Raw genomic sequence first — 20482 nt, 5'->3', positions numbered from 1 at the left:
TAAATGAGGGCGTGACAGATGAATATACAGGAAGAGATTTGTTAATTAAAACGGTTATCTTAAATTTTACACAAAACCATACAGCACTCCGCCTGAAATTATTTTGAAGCCATAATTTAAAATAAAAATTTACACTTCTCTCCACATCTCTAATATCGCTTATCTGTCATAGTTCATCCATTACAAATACCTACACCAGAATAAATCCTATCTATTTTTTGGTACTTCCATTTTCAGAAAATAAACTTGAAGCCTTAAGTGCATTAGTAAAAGGAGTAGATACTTCAATTTCAAGCTATCCTAAAAATCAGTTGCCAAAAGGCATAATGGATAACAGGGGACAGATGGGGATTTACTGGATAAGTATGTCTTGAAAAGAAAAATTAACGAATAGGCAATCCCTTAAAATCAAAACCCCTGCTAATCGTGCGATTGCAGGGGTTTATACCTTTTGATAGTCTTTGATGTGATCACAGAGGGATTTGCACCTAGTGCTAAAATCAGCGTTTAAATAGTATTTGGGGCTGTTTTGTAATTCCACTCATTGAATTACTCACGTTTTTTAGAGCGAAAGATCCGATTTGATTAATGATTTGGAATTACACAAAATATATCTAAAAATACGGAAAAATAATTCTTTATTAACAATAGCTATGCTACTATTAAACTTACCAATGGGGACATTGGCGCAGGCATGTCAGCGTCTTATGCAACCTTGATAAAGAATCGAATCCATCACAGCATTGCTTAGTCAGCGAACTTTAGTATAAAACTTCATGCAAAAACTTAATCTCATCCCCCCGAGAGGTTTTAAATAACAAATAATTGATTTATAATTATTATGTAAAAAACCGACCAATAACAAGCAATTTAGACCACCGCAATTTGAACTATAGTGCTATATAATTGTCAATTTGCAATAGTCAGACTTCTTAAACACTTCTATTTTTGTCTCCAACCATTTATATAAACCGAGTTCAGAAAGAGTGAGTAGGAATTAATCAATGACTAATTGCCTTACTTCGAAACCGACTTTTTAAAATTTTTTAAAGGCTTTTCATCCGCTGCATTAATCGGTTGGCAAACTGGCCGGGTATGTTTGTAGCCGTACCCGTTTTGAAAGGGTTAGGCAAAGGCGATCTGTGGTAAAATAGAAGTGGTTAAATATAAAATGCAATGTTTTACACTTTTAACACAAATGCCTATGTAAATTATCCATGAGACTAACGCGGATAACCGCGAGAATCCAGCTTGATAAAATGACCACTTTAAAATTAATAGCAAGTTGTTGAAATAGCGACCTGCTACTATTCACCCTAAAACAAAAATTATGAAATTTTTTATATTTTCCAGGAATGCGGGGGCTAAATATCACCTATTTAGGCAGCCACTAACCATGGCATTTACCATACTAAACATATTTTTTTTTAACGCCACCGCATTTGCGGATATCCTTTCACCTAAATTACGGGCAGCAAAAAAAATATCCCGGGTCTTTAGCGAAATCGTTATAGAAGCCCGGGAAAATGCGCGATTCGCTGATTGGAATAACGGCATCCATAACGCGCAGCTAAAAGCTACAGGAACGGTGCTTGATGAAACGGGGCAGCCGCTTCCAGGCGCTACTGTTACTGTTAAAGGAACGCAAACCAGCACGGTAACAGATAAAAGTGGGCGCTTTACCTTAGAGGCGCCTGATAATGCAATATTGATTGTAAAATTTTTAGGATATGTAGCTCAAGAGGTTGCTGTTACGGCCCAGCCCATGACAATACAATTGAAAGCTGCAGGAACTGATTTGGGCGACATTGTTGTAGTGGGTTACGGAACGCAAAAGAAAGTTGACCTGACTTCAGCAATATCAACTGTGAATACCAAGGACCTTGTTAAAGTTCCGGGTGGTTTTCAGGCTGCGTTGCAAGGCACTGTACCCGGTGTGCAGGTTACAAATGGTACCATTCGTATAAGAGGCGTGGGTTCTATCAACAGTACCGATCCGCTATACGTTGTTGATGGTATGATCGGCGGGGCAGTTCCTGATGATAATAACATCGCCAGCATACAAATACTTAAAGACGCTGCATCAGCTGCCATTTACGGTTCAAGGGGTGCTAACGGTGTAATTTTAATTACCACTAAACGCGGGCAAGATGGTCCGGTTAAAATAGACTATTACGGCTTTGCAGGGTTAAAGGATCTCACCCATAAAATTGATGTGCTTAACGGGCAGCAGTTGGCAGAACTAATTAACGAGGAAATGTATAATCAGAACCCTGCCCGTACCGATTATCTTCCGGCTTTATCAAACCCGGCAGCAATAGGCGAGGGGTATAATATGATGGATGCTGTTATGCGTAGAGGTGGCTATCAAAGGCATAACCTTTCTGTTAGCGGTGGGTCGCAAAATGCCAATTTCCGTTTAAACGGCATTTATGGCACAGACAGACCGGTTATTATTAGAGACGGTTCAAAAAACTACGGCTTACAATTTTTATCTGATTTTACAAAAGGCAAGTTAAAGGTTGGCGAAAGCATGAGTCTTAACCTTTCTACACGCAACTGGAGTGACAAGAATGTAATAGATGCGCAGCGCTGGTCATCAACTTTGCCCTTATACGATCCTAACAGCGCTACAGGTTTTGCTGGCGCAGGTAACGGCACAGACGGTGCAAGCCCATTGGCCAACGCTTATCTTAACGAGAATAATAACGAGTCGCTATCCCTTAACGGCAACGTATGGGCATCATACGAATTTATACCTGGATTAAGGTATAAAATCAATGTCGGTATTGATTTGAACAGAACTCGCACTCAAAACTATAACTCTGCCTATTCTGTTGGTCAGTATCAAAATCATGATCCTGATGAGTTAAACATATCATCTACCCAAAATAACCGCTGGTTAATTGAGCACACGGTAAATTACGACAAATCATTTGGTAAGCATAATTTCAGCGCTGTAGCTGGTGTAACCTCAGAAGAATCAAAATATAAAGCACTGAATGCAGGCGCCAGGGCTTTGCCAAGCCCAGACGTTTTGATCCTTGGCTTAACTACATCTCCAAATTCTAAAGTAATAGGCTCGGGAATAGGTCAATCGGCAATGTACTCTATATTGGGCCGTATCAATTACAGTTACGACAGCAAGTACCTTTTGACGTTCAACTTCCGCCGCGATGGTTCAGCCAACTTTAGCGAAAAGTACAGGTATGGCAATTTCCCATCTGTATCAGCCGGATGGAGACTAAGCCAGGAAGACTTTATGAAAGATGTATCTTTTATAAGCGATTTAAAGCTAAGGGCCAGTTATGGTGCATTAGGTAATTCTGATATTGCGCAATACCAGTACCAGAGAACAGTAAGTTTTGATCACGTATGGTATTATTTAAATGGCGTAAAAGTAACGGGGGCATTACCGCTTACCCCATCAAACCCGAGTGTTAAATGGGAGAGCCAATACTCAACGGATTTTGGTTTTGACCTTGCTATGTTTGATAATAAACTCTCATTGACTGTTGATTATTATAACAAGAAAACCGAAGATATGCTGGTAAATGTACCTATCTCCTATACAACAGGTTATATAGATAACTTTCCGGTTTTAAATTCGGGCAGCATACAAAACCGGGGTGTAGATGTATTATTAGGTTACAAAAACAGCTCAGGCAAATTTACCTACGGAGCATCGGCTAACTTCTCGGTGGTAAAAAACAAAGTATTAAGCCTTGGTAACAATAACGAAATTTTGTGGGGCAATGTAAACCCTAGTGGTTCAAACGTTTCAAGAACAGCAGTTGGGCATTCTATTGGTGAATTTTGGGGTTATACAACCGATGGACTTTATAAAACAAGCCAGCAATTAGACGCCGATAAATCATTTGCTCCAAATGCACGTTTAGGAGACATACGCTTTAGGGATATTAATGGAGATAAAGCCTTGAATGATCAGGATAAGGCATTTATTGGTAGCCCTATACCATCTTTTAGCTATGGTTTCAATTTTGATGTTAGCTATGCTGCTTCATTCGGTACGCTTGATATGTCTATGATGTGGCAAGGGGTTCAGGGCAACGAGATCTATAACAATAGTAAATATTGGGGTGAGGGTATGTATCACTACTATAATAACTTTGCTTCAACCCTTAACAGGTTCCGCGAAGCGGATTTAACTTTCGTAAACCCTGCATCAGGAGTAACAACCTTTTATCCTAAAAACACCGAAACCAATATTCCAAGAGCTGTGTTGGGTGATCCTAACCAAAATTTAAGAGCTTCTGACCGTTTTATAGAAAATGGATCTTACCTGCGTTTAAAAACCTTAAATATAGGTTATACCTTGCCTGCAAATACGCTGCAAAGATTAAAAATAGATCGCTTGCGGGTATTTATTGGTGGCAAAAACCTGCTGACATTTACTAAATACAAAGGTTTTGATCCCGAAGTTGGATCAGGCGATAACAGATATAACCTTAGCCGCGGTATTGACGCAATTACACCATGGGGCCTAACATTCTCTAACACCAGAGAAATATTTATAGGAACACAGATCACATTTTAATAGCAACTGAAATAATTATGAAAAATATATTTAAAATAGGGACACTATTCATTGCTACTTTGATAGCGGTGCACTCTTGCAAGCCTGATTTAAATCTGGTAAATCCGCAAGAATTATCAACCGATACATATTACAAAACAGCAGACCAGTTAGAGGGTGCAATAATACCCGCCTATGAAGCATTAATAGGAAGAGTACAAGGCGGATATGCACGATCATTCTACTATGAATTACTTGCGCCGGGCGATGACTTTAATCATACATTTAAGTGGGAACCGATGTACTATGATACTTATAACACGCCTTCCAGCGATGGATTGCTATCAGGAACATGGAAAGACATGTGGAACGGTGTATTTGCATCAAACCTGGCTATTTCTAAAATAAGCGAGTTTACCGGACCAATAGACCCTGCCCGGAAAAGCAGGATGCTAGGCGAAGCTTATTTTTTACGTGGTGTTTTTTATCTGCACCTGGGCATGATGTTTGGCGAAACCATCCCGCTTATTGATAAACCGGTTACTTCTGATGCTGATTACTATTCCAGCAATTCACAAAAAGGCCAGATATATGCTTTGATAACAAGAGATTTAGCTAAAGCAGCAGATTTGCTGCCCCTTAGAAGTGCATTGTATGCTAACGCTGCTTTTAAAGGACGCGCTACAAAGGGCTCTGCTCAGGCTTATTTGGCCAAGGCATACCTATACAGGCCAATACTTGAATTAGGCCAGCCTGCTAATTTTGCCGGTGCTGAAGCTGAATTGAAAAAAGTAATTGATAGCAAAGAATATCAATTGGTAAGTGCTTATAAAGACAATTTTTCTGAAGCGACAGAAAACAATGCTGAATCTGTTTTCGAGGTACAGATGTTTAACGGCCCCGGGTGGTTGGGCGACGATTTGTCATGCTCATGGCGCTGGCAAGAAATAGGCATGTTTGACGGTACTGGTGGAGCATGGTGGAACCTTGCGCCGAACAAAAAAACTTATGATGAGTTTGAGACAGGTGACCCGCGCAAGTTTATGACCCTTTGGTGCGATAACGGTGCTAAGTTTACGCAAATTGATGGTACAGTTACAGATTACGCTTACTGGATGAGCAAACTGGCCACCAACAAAGATCTGTACGGAACACGTAAATACTGCCCTGATGTGCAGGTTTCTGATTTTGATAATGGCATAAACGACAGGTTAATCAGATATGCTGATGTATTGTTGATGTATGCTGAATGTTTGAATGAAAAGAGCGATATAGCCGGCGCAAAACAGTATATAAACATGGTTAGATCACGTGCCAACAACGTGGTGCCATCAGAACAGCCGAGCTTATGGTACCAGCATTCTCCTGGCACTATACCTGATGTTGATGGACTATTGGCGCAAAATATTACTAAAAACGGCGTGCCACTAAACAATATCAAAAGCATAATAGCGCACGAGCGTTTTGTTGAGTTAGCCGGTGAATATCTTCGTTACTTTGACCTTTTACGCTGGGGTATGGCTGATGCAAAATGGCTTGAGCCGCTTAAGACGATAGGTTGGACGCAGCGTGCAATGTACTATCCTTTCCCACAAGTGGAGTTGGATAACAACAAAAATCTGCGTGGCAATGCCATGAATAATTAGAAATTAATTTAAAGGGTTGTTTTCGTCATAGGGAACAACCCTTTTTGCTTGTGTGCATACCCCCAGTATATTTTTTAATCTATTTCTAAATTCTTTAGCAGCATCTACTGTTTTTTGTAAGCTGCTCTTTTATTTTGTTAAATTCAGAAAATGCTGTTTGTTTTGGGTTACTCCATTCATTTAATACGTTTTTAGCGCCTGCTTTAACATCGTTAATATTTGCATCCCTACTATTGGTTCCTGCTTTTATACCTCCCATAATTAAATCCATGGCTATATCGTTACTCATGGCCATCCAATCAGTTAGACTTAGAAATGTTTGAATTATTACTCACCGAATCACTCAATTTTTTATGCGATTTATTGCATATTTTGGGTTTTCCGGTAAAACAAAAAAAAAGCTTGCAATTATTTGATTTGCAAGCTTTTACGTAGTTTTGATGCTTTCTTATGTGATCCCGGAGGGATCATGTATACCTCCTGATCTGTTTAAACTGTAGTGTTAAACTTTGGGTAAGCTGTAACCGTTGTGATACGGGGCCAACAGGTATTTATCATTAATCTTCTGGTCTGTAAACTGATGTTTGGCATTGTCCCATGATAGTTTTTGTCCGCTTCTGAAGGCAAGATTTCCCATTTGGGCAACGGTAGCTACATGCGCGGCATCTTGTATAGAACAATTCAGTTCTTCTTTTTTTCTGGATCTGACCACACTAAAGAAATTGACCATATGATTGTCCAGGCCATTATCTGAGGATTTAACAAAGGGCTTGCTCACTTTATTGCCACTTACCTTTTCTTCAATCACTTCCCAGCCTTGCCTGTTGAGGATCAGCGTGCCGTTGTTACCGATATAGGCAATGCCATGGTTGCGGTTATAAGAGCCGTTATCGATACCCATGGCAGAATCCCAAACCATGTTAAACTTGTCAAACTCATAAAGGGTAGTCAGCGTATCAGGTGTTTCTTCATACAGATCGGGATAGGCGAAGCGGCCACCTAATGCAGATATGGTTTTGGGAACTGGTGAATTCATGCCCAGTAAGCCATAATCTAATAAATGCACGCCCCAGTCGGTCATTAAGCCACCGGCATAATCCCAGAACCAGCGGAAATTGAAGTGATATCTGCTGGCATTGAATGCTCTTTTATTCGCCGGCCCAAGCCACATAGCATAATCAACGCCTGCAGGGGGTAAGGTATCAGGCACTACGGGAGCAGGTTTCATCCAGCCCTGGTAACACCATACTTTTACCGTCCTGATATTTCCTAACTGGCCGCTCTTTACAAAATCGACAGCATCTTTAAAATGTTGCTGACTGCGCTGCCATTGACCTGCCTGCACAACCTTATTGTATTTTTCCTGCGCTTTAACCATGGTACTGCATTCGACAATAGAGTTGCCGACCGGTTTTTCAACATATACATCTTTACCTGCCTGTACTGCATGGATCATCATCAAGGCATGCCAGTGATCGGGTGTTCCGATAATTACGGCGTCGACATCTTTATTATCAAGCAGCGCACGATAATCTTTATATCTTGTTACTTTTGCGGCGTCAACATTCATCGACTTTAATTCGGCCATCCTTTCATCAAGCACATTGGCATCACTGTCGCACAGTGCGATCAGGTTTACACCCGGTACTTTGAGGGCCGCTTTGAGGTCGGACCATCCCATGCCTTTGATTCCGATTACACCAATATTGATTTGGTCATTTGCGCCAATAGTCTTACTGAAAAGGGCATAGGCAGGATTATCTAAAGCAGAAAGCAGGGCAGTGGTTCCTACTGCGGTTCCAGCGTAGCTGAGGAAATTTCTACGGTTTAACATTTAATTTGGTCTATGGTTCATACTTAAAGTAAATTACAAAATAATTAGTGGAGCATCCAAGATATGGGTAAAATTAATAACAATGTTACCCATATTTTTGTGACTCCATCAGTTTATGGGTTGTTTATTTGACTGTGCAATAAAAACCCGCTAAAAAAGAGGCTGTCTCATAATATAGAACTGTCATCCTGTGGGTTGATTAATTGTTTAAAATCAATATAAGTAACTTACAATTGTCTTCTCTTATCCTAAGGCGCGGTCTTGCCTCGGCTCGCCGCCGCCGAAGGGCTCTTTCTTTTTGGTGTCAAAAAGAAACAAAAAACACCGGCTGAAAATTTTTCTTTTGAAGCCAGTTGTTCGGCCAGAACAGTGCAGTCCGAAAAATTTGTTAGGCCGGATTTAAGTAGAACGGGGATACCGTGCTATGGCCTAGCTAGATGGAAATGCAAAAGCAGTTAAAATATTGATTAATAATTAGTTGTAAATAACGTCAATGCTAGCTGTCGAAGGGCCTGTTTAAATGTTTTAAAAGACGTTTAAACAGGCTCAACGTGACAAATCAATTGAATTACAATTTATCATCCAGCTTCTTCGGATTTAGCTGATCAAAAAGGCAAATTTTGAGTACTATTCAGGGTTTTTCTATTTATCCCAAAAAATACGTGTGTCCATATTATCCGGCCCGCCATTGTCTGCAACTGCGGCCTGGTAATTTGCTGCGTTTGCAGAAAGCTCAAGGGTTGGATAAACAAAGCGGCGAACAAAACCGCCGGTTATATTTTGTCCTGCGATGGTATTGGGCGATAAGGTTGGAAAACCGCTCCTCCTGAAGTTAGCAAATGCTTCGGTACCATTGCCCCAGGAGGCCACCCAATATTGCGTATTAATCAGGTTGAGTGCATTTGCCGCATTATAAGCGTTAACGGGATTATTAATAAATGAATTTTGCGTAGCTAAAGGAATAATGGCTGCCGGGTTATAGGTTGTCCATTGGTCCATTGCCGCACGTATGCCATTAGCATAATAAACATCAGCTGTGCTGCCACCGGTTATCCAGCCTCTGAAAGCGGCCTCTGCCAGCAGGAATTGCGTTTGAGCATGAGTGATAAAAAATTGCGGCGCGGTTAAACTACCGAAAATACTATAATTAACCTGCGAATAATTAAAACCCGAACCGTTAGCACCTCTAAATCCGGGAGCAGTTGGTAAAGTAGCACTGCTATAGCCAACAGGAAGACCGAACTGGTTTGCAGATATGGTATCTGGTACGCTTGTAGGCGCCGCTAATGGGTTTGCATATTTACCGGATATAAACTTTAATCGCGGATCACCACTATTATTTAGCTGATCTACAAAGGGAGCCGCTAAATAATACGTATTCGCTATCGCCGTAATCGTCTGGCTCACGGGATTCACGTAAGTGGTATTGTATTTCAGGAAACAGTTGTCGGCATTTGATGTCATTACACCACCAGTTACTGCAGCTTGCACAATAGTTTGCGCTTTTGCCGGATCTATTTTACTATACCTCATGCCTAATCGAAGCAATAAGGAATACCCCAGTCTTTTCCATTGGGCGATATTGCCACCGTAAAACACATCAGCCTTTACGATATCCTTTGTTGGATCCAGGGCTGCCGTTGCTTCCGTAACTTCTTTAATCAAATCGGTATAAATCGCTGCCTGATTATCGTATTTAGGAGTAAGCACATTTGATAAATAGGCTTGTCCGGCTTCACTATAAGGTACGTTTCCGTAAGTGTCTACCAGCATCATAAATTGATAAGCTTTCCAGATTCTGGCTTCGTTATATAAATTAGTTCTTGCCGGATTGCCTTTGATTTGGCTTAATATCTGCACAAGTAATTGAACAGGGCCTGAAGAACTTGTTGCGCCAGTATTTGTTCCCGTATACTCAGCATTCCATTTTGACGAAGTATAAGTTTGATTCAGCTGGTTAAAATTAAACGCCGATGTGATTCCCGAAAACGGATTAACAAATTGCTGCACAATGGTTGGCTCAGTTTCCATCGTAGCTCCATGCGTTCCAAATTGTGCGCTCGTAAACAGGAATGCCGCATCGAGCTCTGTTGGATTATTTGGATTAATATTCAATTTATCAAACCCTTTATTGCAACTGGAAATTACTGTAGCCCAGATTGCGATGGCTAAAATTCTGATTAAATTTTTCATATTGTATAAGGCGTTAGAATTTTATGTTTAAGTTAAATCCGTAAGTACGTGTTGTTGGCAGCGATGCCTGCTCATAACCTGTTAGGTTATCTCCGCTTGAGGCTATTGCTTCGGGATCAATGTTAGGCGTATATTTCTTGATGATCAATACATTACGACATACGGCCGATAGCACTAAGCTTTTCACATATTTTTTATTGATAAATTTAGACAAGTCGTATCCCAACGAAAGGCTTCTTAATTTAACAAAGCTTGAGCTGTAAATAAATGGGTCTAAGATATTCGTTGAACGATAATTTGCATAAAAATCTTCTGCATTTACAGCGGTGGTATTTGGTAATCCGTCAGTAGCATTTACCCCAGGGAAAATTACGCCACCTTCACGGCCAGGTAATGATTCTTTTGATAAACCTTCTCTTAATAGGTTTAAACTTGTGCTGGAGAGCAATTTACCACCTGCTTTATAATCAATATGGGAGATAAAGGTAAAGCCTTTGTAATTCAACGTATTTAGCCATCCCCCTGTTGCTGTAGGAAGACCACTACCAAAACTAACTGGTTTATCACTTGCTACGGGTTTGCCTCCCGATAATACGATGTTTCCGGAAGCATCACGCTTGTAAGTGGAACCTACAATTTGGTTAAGTGGTAAGCCTACCATATGGACAATAGACCCAAAAAATTCAGGACTACCCACTACCAGTTGCGATTGGTTGTTCGCTAATGATAATACTTTTGAAGAGTTGAAAGCAGAATTAAAAGCCGTTTTCCAGGTAAAGTTTTTGTTCTGGACAGGTACTAATTCCAGGTTAAATTCTAATCCTTTATTGGCTAAACCGCCTAAGTTAACGAGCGTTGTGGCATATCCGGTTGCTGCAGACAGGCTTATCGGAACGGCTTGATTAGTCGTTTTTTTATCGTAAGCAGCCACGTCCAGATTTACTCTGTTGTTGAACATGCGTAACTCGATACCAATTTCTTTTTCATTTACGCCAAAAGGCTTAATCTGGGTATTTGGTGAAGCTGTTCCGTTTATACTGCCTAGGGGAAGCCCGTTGAATGAATTCTGAGCAAGCAAAAATGTTAATGCATTGTAGGCACCAACACCCTGGGCACTTCCTGTTTCTGCAACAGCAACTCTAAGCTTTCCAAAATTTAACCATTTTGTTTTTGGAAGTAATTCCGAAAAAACGAAACTTCCGCTAATGGAAGGGTAGAAATAATGATCGATATCTCTGGCCAGTACCGAATACCAGTCTGTACGGCCGGTAACATTCAGGTATAATAAATCTTTGTAGGAAAATTCTGCAGTACCATACAATGAATTTACGGTTTGTTTAGTTAGGTTATAACTCGAATTTGCCGTAACACCGTTTCCAATGGTATATAAATCTCTGATGTAAAAGTTGGTTACTGCCTCGTTAAATGTAGACGTAATTAAAGGAAAGTTATTACCACCCACTGTTGCATTAAATGAAAAATCTTTCCACTTATGCCCGCCACCCAGCAGGAAATCAAAATTATTCTGGCGTGTATTTGATGTGCTTATCCCGTAGCTGCCGTTATATAACCCTGTTGGTGCTGCAGATACGGCCAGCGTACCCGTCGGCGTGTTTGATTCATAGGTAGTTTGCAAAAGGTCCATATTCGCCCTGCCCTGTAAATACAACCAGTCAAAAAACTGGTAGCGTACCACAGCGGTACCTAACAAATGATCTTTTGTTTGTCTTTGAAATTGCTTCGCTAATATCCAGTAGGGGTTGGTAATTGTAGCAAACCTCGAAGTAGGTGTTTCATTTCCGTTGGCATCTATTGCGCCTGCCTTGAGTACATCAAAAGAAATGGAGTTAGCCAACCTGTAAATTGAGGTAGGAATTGCATTTCCCTGTACGCCTATAAGTGGCGGATTGTTATTAAACTGGTGATCGTAGTTAACGTAAAATTGTGCAGATAATTTTTCAGTAAGTTTATAGTTAATGCCAACGTTAAAAATCTTTTTATGATAATCGTTGTTTGGTATTATGCCCTGAGCATCCTGATTGGAAAGGGACACCCGGAAACTTCCTTTGTCATTACCGCCAGAAAGTGCAACAGTATTACTCCAGGATGGTGCAAGTCTGAAGAACGTCTTTATCCGGCCTTTAACAGGCGCATACGGACGCTGAACGCCGTCGAACTGATACGTTGGCACATTGTCAAATGGCACACCAAAACTCCAGGCACCGGAACTCTGCGCAGTACCTACTGATGAGGGACGGATATTATTCTCACCTTGCCCGTATTCATATTGAAAATCTGTATAATCCAGCGCCTGGTTTACAGTAAAATTAGAATTGAACTCAATACCTATTCCACTATTTTTAGCTCCCGACTTTGTGGTAATAATGATTGCTCCGTTAACGGCACGCGAACCATACAAGGCTGCAGCGGTAGATCCTTTCAGAACAGTCATCGATTCGATATCATCCTGATTGATGCCTTGCATATTATCTCCCTGATCGACATTTTGTGTGTAACCATTACTACTGCTTGCGCCCTGCGACATTGGCAAGCCATTGATTACGATTAGCGGCGAATTGTCTGCAGTAAAAGAAGATTGTCCACGCAAACGAATTTTCGTACTCCCACCTGGCCCTGCGGCGGGAGGGGAGATGTCCAATCCGGCGATCTGGCCCTCAAGCGAATTGGCAAGATTAGTCGTGCGGTTAGTTTGTAATGCCTCTACGTCGGCTTTTTGAGCCGAATAGCCTAAGCTTTTTGCTTCCCTCTTTATACCGAGGGCAGTTACGATAACCTCATTCAAAGCATTGGTAACCGTCAGCATTGAAACATTAACAACGGTTTTTGCATTTACTGTTATTTCTACCGGTTTATAGCCAATGGATGTGAACACCAACACGGCATTGGTATTGGCCACACTTATCGTATAACTGCCGGATGAATTGGTTATAGTAGCATTTCGCGTTCCCTTTTCAGCAACGCTAACGCCGGGTAAACCAACGCCCTGTTCATCGGTAACTTTACCTGTAATGCCTATCGGAGCTAATTTTAACTTTTTTGCTGGTAAAGATTTGCTAAATATTACGGTTTTTAGCTCACCAGCTGAAGCGCTCGCCGATTCGAAAAGAATGAATACCGTTAACACAGTACAGGTAAATACCAGTGGAAGTAATTTTTTTTTCATCATTATAATTTGGTTAGAATTGGTTTTTAATAAACAGCTTAAATCACCGCAGAAGAGGTGGTGCTGTCAGTTCGGAACATACGCAGTGTTTAACGACTGAATATGGTGTTGAATGTGAAGTAAATCTATCTCATATGATTATATTGGTTTGTTAGTTAATCAATTTCTGTTCTAATAAGCTAAGGCAATATGCCTGGGCTAAATAGTTTATTTGAAGAAATAGTTGCGAAGAATAGAATCCTCACTTTCCTTTTATATTTGGTTTTGAAACAGTTATGTTACTCAAGCAAATAAAGACAACTTTAATGAAAAGCAATTTCAGTATTACAGCAAAAAATTGTAACATATTAACATAGATATTTCTTTCCGGTATTTTTGCTGTCTGATAAAACATATAAAATATGTCTGTTTATCAATTGCTTACGGAATTTTTTCGACATAAAACCAATCTGATACGCAAATAATAAAACCTGGCGTTGTTAATATAACTACCATCAACAGGTAATAGATATGCATTATATCATACATAATTTCTAATTTCATGTTTGTATAACCAATTATAAACATGAAGGCTACGTTAAAAAAGGCTACTCCAAACCCGGAGCATTCCTTTAATATCCATAAGGATATAGGACATGCGATATTAAGCGCCTGGCATTATCACCCCGAGTGCGAACTATTAGTTGTTAAAAGAACCTACGGCACCTGCCTGATAGGCGACCATGTTGGTCCGTTTAAAAATGGCGACGTATTTTTATTTGGATCAAACCTGCCACATACTTTCCGATGTGAACAAAAATACCTGGAAAGTGATACCGAAAAAGTTGGAGAAACCATCGTGATTCTTTTTGAAAACAACATCTGGGGCGATACATTTTTGAATCTTCCTGAAATTAGTCCGATTGTTAAACTACTGAATACAAGTAAGCTGGGTTTGCGTTTAAAAGGAGCAACCAGACGAAAGGTTGGCAAAATAGCGGAAGAAATGCTTAACGAATCGCCTGCCCGTAAACTGATCAGTTTATTGTCCGCTTTAGAAATAATAGCTGCTACGAAAGAATATGAAATTATATCATCCAACGGCTTTAACCCGGAAGTAAACAGCATCGACCAAAACCGCATTAACACGATATTCGAATACACGTTTAATAATTACCATAAAAAAGTAGCGCTGGAAGATGTAGCTGAATTAATTAACATGGGAAAACACTCTTTTTGCAGGTACTTTAAATCCAAAACGAAGAAAACATACATCCAGTTTTTAATGGAAGTGAGAATTGGAAATGCATGCCGATTGTTATTAGAAGAGGAATTTAACATGACTGAGGTGGGCTATGCCTGTGGCTACAATAATATTTCTCACTTCTATCATCAGTTTAAAGCGCTTACGAAAAAAAATCCAATGGACTACAGATATAATTATCTTAAAACGGAAGAGAAAAAATTTGCGTAGTAACTCGATTCGGTTATTAAACTAGTATTTGTTTTAGCACATACTCCTTGGCGATCGTCATGCTGAATTTATTTCAGCATCTTTCCTGCAAATAACAAACTTTGATCTTAAAAATTATAGTTTGGAGATAAATGTTGATTTTTTTTCCGCTCTATGCCGCGGTGGCATGGTACTTTGGAGCGCCAAAGTACCCAAAGCGCTTTGTCAATCCAGCAATGGGCCTTTTACACAATCCTACACACATAAAAAAAACAGCGGCACTTCGTTTTGTGTTCAATACTTCTTTAAAACTTTAAATTAGCGTTTATGAACACAAAACCACTGCGTTTTAGGTTTGGCAATGCTATCTATTCTATTCTGCACCTGTTTTTTTGATTTCTCCGGCCCTTGGGATTGACGGCGTTCTTCGGTTAAAACAATGTGTTATTTGAGGAAGCTGGCAAAACGCCTAAAAAATTAAACGCAAAAAGATGTATCAGCACGATAGGCCTGCACGGAAAGACGACCACTCTATTGGAGGCTTTCATTGATACCTGTAGCGACCACGTAGTAGCTACAAGACAATTGAAAACACAATTTTATTTTTAAAATCTTGTTGGATAGTTTGCTTGAGATAGGGTTGCTATCAGAAAATATATCAGTTAATACTGATCAAATCCTAACCAAATTAAGCAACGCAAACCAGTAATTTTAGTATTGAAGCATTTTATTGTAATATATTAACATTATGCTGTAAATGTGTTTTAAAAGGATTTATTTGCCTTTCGATTTTACCGCCTGGATACTTAAATAAAGTTCAAACTTAATTTTCGATCCAAAAAAACTTAACCAAATAATTATGAGAATTTATAACACCTCCAGCGGGATTATTATCAACCACAATAACCAATATTTTTTAACAGAAGAGAAAAGCTGGGATAAGTTTGTAAACAGGAGCAACCTCTTTAAAGTGGTAAGTAGTGAGTTGCAACAACTCCAGCCTAACGAAGATTTACAAGCGCTCACCAATTCAGCTGTGTTAACCCCTATAGGTAACCAGGAGGTATGGGCATCCGGCGTAACCTATTTTCGTAGCAGGGAAGCCAGGATAGAGGAATCAAAAGAAGCAAAAGGCGGGGATTTTTATGCCAGGGTATATGATGCAGACCGGCCAGAACTTTTTTTTAAGTCACCACCTTACCGTACAGTGGGTCCTGGTGGAAACATACGGATCAGGGCAGATTCTAAATGGAACGTACCTGAACCGGAATTGACGTTATTTATTTGTTCAGCAGGCACTATAGAAGGTTATACAATCGGTAATGATGTATCATCGAGAGACATTGAAGGCGAAAATCCGCTTTATTTACCGCAGGCAAAATCATACAATGGGGCTACCGCTTTAGGTCCCTGTCTTTTAGTTACAGATGGTCCTATAGATCCGGATACCGATATCAGCATCGAAATATTCAGAGATTCAGAGGTCCTTTTTAAGGAGAAAATTTCCATTAATCAAATGAAACGTAAGCACAAGGATTTAGTGTCTTATTTGTTTCGGGAATTAGATTTTCCTCATGGAACCTATTTAATGACAGGTACAGGAATAATTCCCACCGATGATTTCACTTTAAAAAGCGGAGACCTAGTTAAAATAACCATTTCAGAGATTGGTTCACTTATAAATATCGTAGCGTGATCAACAAGGTAAACAAATTATAGGCTTAGAAACGGCTGACCAAGCAAGTGAAACGATTTTTCGATAAATACGTCCACTAGCGAAAATCAAAATAAGAAGTTAAAAAATAGTGCAACATAGTATATCTGGATATGAAATCATATAGAAGTTCGACCTGGTTTGGGAAAAAAGATAAAATGGGCCTCATTTATCGCAGCTGGATGAAAAACCAGGGCATGCCCGAAGACATGTTTGACGGCAGACCGGTAATCGGGATTTGTAATACATGGTCTGAACTTACACCCTGCAATGCCCACCTGCGTGATATTGCCGAAAGTGTTCGTCGCGGGGTATTGGAGGCTGGCGGCTTTCCGCTCGAATTTCCCATCATGTCGTTGGGAGAAACGCTCATGAAACCCACCGCCATGTTGTTCCGTAATCTCGCCAGTATGGATGCAGAAGAATCAATAAGAGGTAATCCTATTGATGGTGTCGTATTACTTACGGGTTGCGATAAAACTACGCCTTCTACGCTGATGGGCGCGGCAAGTGTAGATCTGCCAACGATTGTGGTTCCTGGCGGACCCATGTTAAACGGAAAATATCACGGACAAGACATCGGCTCAGGAACAAGTGTATGGAAGCTGACAGAGGAATTAAAGAAAGGCGAAATTACTTATGATGAATATGCAGAAGTAGAAAGTTGCATGTCTCGTAGTCCGGGCCACTGTATGACCATGGGTACGGCTTCTACTATGGCCTGCATGGTCGAAGCGTTAGGCATGAGCCTTTCGGGTGGGGCGGCTATACCTGCCGTTGATTCCCGTCGGAAGAGGCTTGCTCAGTTATCAGGAAGGAGAATAGTTGAAATGGTTAAAGAAGACTTGAAAATTTCTAAAATACTAACGCGGGATGCTTTTGAAAATGCAATTAAGTTAAATGCTGCGGTAGGAGGGTCCTCAAACTTTATTATTCACCTTACGGCTATTGCAGGGCGAATGGGTGTGCCGTTAAACTTAGACGATTTTGATGATATTGGTAGTAAAATGCCGCTTCTGGTAAATCTTATGCCTTCAGGGAAATTTTTGATGGAGGATTTTTACTATGCCGGTGGTTTACCTGCTGTTATAAAACAAATGCAATCTGTTTTAAAAATGGATACCCTAACGGTAAGCGGGAAAACGCATGCCGAGAACATTGCTGATAAAGGAATAAATTACAATAAGGAAGTTATTTATGAATTTGAGCAGCCGATTATTCAGGAAGCCGGAATTACGGTACTAAAAGGTAACCTGGCAATTAACGGAGCGGTTATAAAGCCATCCGCAGCTACGCCTGGTTTGATGCAGCACCGGGGTAGGGCAGTCGTGTTTGAAAATATTGAGGATTACCATGCGAGAGTAGACGACCCTGACCTGGATATTGATGAAACTTGTGTAATGGTCTTGAAAACGGTTGGTCCTGTCGGCTATCCGGGTATGCCTGAGGTAGGTAATATGACTTTACCCAAAAAGCTGCTTGACAAGGGCGTAACCGATATGGTGAGGATATCGGATGGCAGGATGAGTGGTACGGCATATGGCACGGTTATACTGCACGTATCGCCGGAATCTGCCATTGGTGGAAATTTAGCGCTGGTAGAAAACGGCGACATGATTGAGCTGGATGTAGCCAATAAACGTATCCACCTTGAAGTGAGTGATGAAGAGTTAGCCCTGAGGCGAAGCAATTGGGTACCGTCAATTCCTGCTGCAACACGTGGTTATGTAAACTTATATGTAAACCATGTTCAGCAGGCAGATAAAGGCGCTGATCTGGACTTTTTAGTAGGCGGCTCAGGTTCAACCGTAACCAGAGACTCTCATTAAAGCAGAAACATGGATGTACTGATTCTTTTTGGATGTATAGTTACACTTGTATTATTAATTGCCTGGGCGAAGGTGAATACCTTTCTTGCGTTTTTAATCGTATCGGTAGGGGCAGCTTTATTGTTAGGTATGCCTGCCGGCAGTATTTCGCAAACGGTTAATAAAGGATTAGGAGATACCTTAGGATCGCTGGCAATCATCATCGTTTTGGGCGCCATGCTTGGAAAACTCGTCGCTTCCAGTGGTGCCGCTCAAAAAATAGCTTCGGTATTAAAAAAGACATTCGGTGCTAAATACATCGCCTGGGCCATGTCTTTAACAGGTTTTATAGTGGGTATTCCATTATTTTATAATGTTGGGTTTGTATTGCTTATTCCAATTATTTTTTCGGTAGCGTACAACTATAAATTACCCCTGGTATATGTAGGCTTGCCTATGCTTGCATCACTGTCCGTAATGCATGGTTTTTTGCCTCCTCATCCATCGCCCATGGCTTTGGTTACTCAGTTTAATGCCGATCTGGTTAAGACTTTTACCTATGGTTTAATTGTGGCCATACCCGCTATAATTATAGCAGGCCCTCTTTTTGCAAAAGTGTTAATCAATATGAAATCCAGCCCGACATTTACCTTGCGGGCCGATGAACTGCCTGATCATGAATTGCCGGGGATCACAAATAGTGTGGTTTCTGCATTGTTACCTGTACTGATCATTTTGGGTACTACCTTAATCACCAGGTTATGTAGTGGCAATATCGTTGTTGTAAATTTTGCCGGATTTATCGGTGATCCGACTATCGCCATGATATTAACCATTTGCATTGCAACATTTACACTAGGAATCAGGTCAGGTAAAAAGCTGATTGACATTATGGTCATTTATGTTGATGCAACAAAAGATATAGCGATGATTCTTTTAATAATCGGAAGCGCTGGCATTTTGAAACAAGTATTTGTAGAAACAGGGGTGAGCAACAGTCTTGCCGCAATTTTGCAGGGGCTAACCCTGCCACCTTTATTATTGGCCTGGTTAATAACGGCGGTGTTAAGGCTTTGCCTGGGTTCGGCTACCGTAGCTGGCCTCACCGCTGCCGGTATCGTTTATCCGCTTGTGGGGCCTCATGGTGCCGATCCAAATTTAATGGTGCTCGCGGTTGGATCAGGAAGCCTGTTTTGTTCGCACGTAAATGACTCTTCTTTTTGGTTATTCAAAGAGTATTTGGGATTATCTATCAAACAAACATTTTTGTCCTGGTCGCTGATGGAAACGCTGGTTTCGGTTATCGGACTTATTGGAATACTGATTATGAACCAGGTGATGTTTAGGTAGCTAATAATCTTAGTCGTTAATAGATACAAGATGTACAGTTTATAACAACCCATTTAATTATTACCTGCTATTTGGTGAGTCAGTTGTTTGCCTTCTATGAATCACTCATCAAAACTTTTAGAATTCGTGCGAATATGGTAAATCCGTAAAAGTAAAAAACATGCTAGTGATCGGATTGCAATTAATAAGTTGTTTGTGCGAGTTTTTAACTCGTACTAATATAAAAGCTATAGTTCAAAAATTTAGAAAATCGCAACCCTTAACTTCATAATCTAATTTTGAAGCGAACTACAAGCTCGCACCAGCTTGGGATTTACTATTTGTGCAAGGTTATTATTATTAGCAACTCCATTGAGCTGTCGTACTAAAAACCAGCCACATCGGCGATTAGAAAACCGTTGGCAGCAATTATAAATTACGACTACCATAAAAAAACACAACTAACATTTAGTCACGTTGTGTTTCTTTTTACTCAAAATTCGACTTAAAACGAAAAAGTTTTTCCGAGTATGATTTCGTTTTCTTTCTTTTCAAAGTGCATTTTCCAATGTGTCTCTGCAACCTCTCTTGAGGAAATAGCAGGCGTTCCCTGAGGGAAATGTTTTAATAATTCTTGGTCGGGTTCGCCGGTATTATACACCAACCCACCAATTGACACAATCCCTGCGAAAATATTTTCAGCTGACAAGTCGTTGTTCAGCACACGGATATAATTTAACAAAGCACCAGCAGCAATTCCGAAACTTGCTGTCATAGAAGTTGGTTTTTGTGCAGACGAAGCAGT

Annotated in this window: 11 protein-coding genes; 6 read left to right on the top strand and 5 right to left on the bottom strand. The window is 40.4% G+C overall.

The window, feature by feature from the left end; all coding sequences use genetic code 11:
• Positions 1–1330 precede the first annotated feature (1330 nt).
• Together BCL90_RS19635 and BCL90_RS19630 are read left to right on the top strand one after the other, a co-directional pair.
• Positions 1331–4558 (top strand): SusC/RagA family TonB-linked outer membrane protein, encoded by a 3228-nt coding sequence (locus BCL90_RS19635; RefSeq protein WP_244095157.1) that lies wholly within the window; start codon positions 1331–1333, stop codon positions 4556–4558.
• A 17-nt stretch (positions 4559–4575) separates the two neighbouring features.
• Positions 4576–6183 carry a RagB/SusD family nutrient uptake outer membrane protein gene (locus BCL90_RS19630; protein ID WP_121286285.1) on the top strand — a complete coding sequence of 536 codons (1608 nt, stop codon included), beginning with the start codon at positions 4576–4578 and terminating at the stop codon, positions 6181–6183.
• 94 nt (positions 6184–6277) lie between these two features.
• Here the strand turns inward: BCL90_RS19630 and BCL90_RS19625 are convergent, their stop codons facing one another.
• From BCL90_RS19625 to BCL90_RS19610, 4 genes are all read right to left on the bottom strand, one after another.
• Entirely contained in the window at positions 6278–6472 is a 195-nt protein-coding gene (locus BCL90_RS19625) for a hypothetical protein (protein WP_134380798.1), read from the bottom strand.
• A 213-nt stretch (positions 6473–6685) separates the two neighbouring features.
• The gene (locus tag BCL90_RS19620) at positions 6686–8017 is read right to left on the bottom strand and encodes a Gfo/Idh/MocA family protein (RefSeq protein ID WP_121286280.1); all 1332 of its coding nucleotides are present in this window, start codon (positions 8015–8017) and stop codon (positions 6686–6688) included.
• A 642-nt stretch (positions 8018–8659) separates the two neighbouring features.
• Positions 8660–10210 carry a SusD/RagB family nutrient-binding outer membrane lipoprotein gene (locus BCL90_RS19615; protein WP_121286277.1) on the bottom strand — a complete coding sequence of 517 codons (1551 nt, stop codon included), beginning with the start codon at positions 10208–10210 and terminating at the stop codon, positions 8660–8662.
• Between the two features lie 13 nt (positions 10211–10223).
• On the bottom strand, positions 10224–13397 hold the full coding sequence (locus BCL90_RS19610; RefSeq protein ID WP_121286274.1) for a SusC/RagA family TonB-linked outer membrane protein: 3174 nt from the start codon (positions 13395–13397) through the stop codon (positions 10224–10226).
• Positions 13398–13959: 562 nt separating this feature from the next.
• On the opposite strand from BCL90_RS19610, the gene BCL90_RS19605 reads away from it, so the two are divergent.
• The 4 genes from BCL90_RS19605 (at position 13960) to BCL90_RS19590 (ending at position 19698) form a co-directional block, all read left to right on the top strand.
• A complete protein-coding gene (locus BCL90_RS19605; RefSeq protein WP_121286271.1) occupies positions 13960–14847 on the top strand; it encodes an AraC family transcriptional regulator in 888 nt (295 codons plus the stop codon).
• Between the two features lie 838 nt (positions 14848–15685).
• On the top strand, positions 15686–16522 hold the full coding sequence (locus BCL90_RS19600) for a fumarylacetoacetate hydrolase family protein (RefSeq protein ID WP_121286268.1): 837 nt from the start codon (positions 15686–15688) through the stop codon (positions 16520–16522).
• 131 nt (positions 16523–16653) lie between these two features.
• Complete coding sequence (locus BCL90_RS19595; RefSeq protein WP_121286265.1) at positions 16654–18369, top strand: IlvD/Edd family dehydratase; 1716 nt, start codon at positions 16654–16656, stop codon at positions 18367–18369.
• A gap of 9 nt (positions 18370–18378) precedes the next feature.
• Positions 18379–19698, top strand: a complete 1320-nt coding sequence (locus BCL90_RS19590; protein ID WP_121286263.1) for a gluconate:H+ symporter — start codon at positions 18379–18381, stop codon at positions 19696–19698.
• A 484-nt stretch (positions 19699–20182) separates the two neighbouring features.
• On the opposite strand, the gene BCL90_RS19585 is transcribed toward BCL90_RS19590, so the two are convergent.
• The coding region (locus tag BCL90_RS19585) for a hypothetical protein (RefSeq protein ID WP_208647486.1) at positions 20183–20482 on the bottom strand (300 nt) is incomplete at its 5' end.

Source organism: Pedobacter alluvionis (assembly GCF_003664035.1).
Lineage (GTDB): Bacteria > Bacteroidota > Bacteroidia > Sphingobacteriales > Sphingobacteriaceae > Pedobacter > Pedobacter alluvionis.
This window is presented reverse-complemented; position numbering and strand designations above follow the sequence as displayed.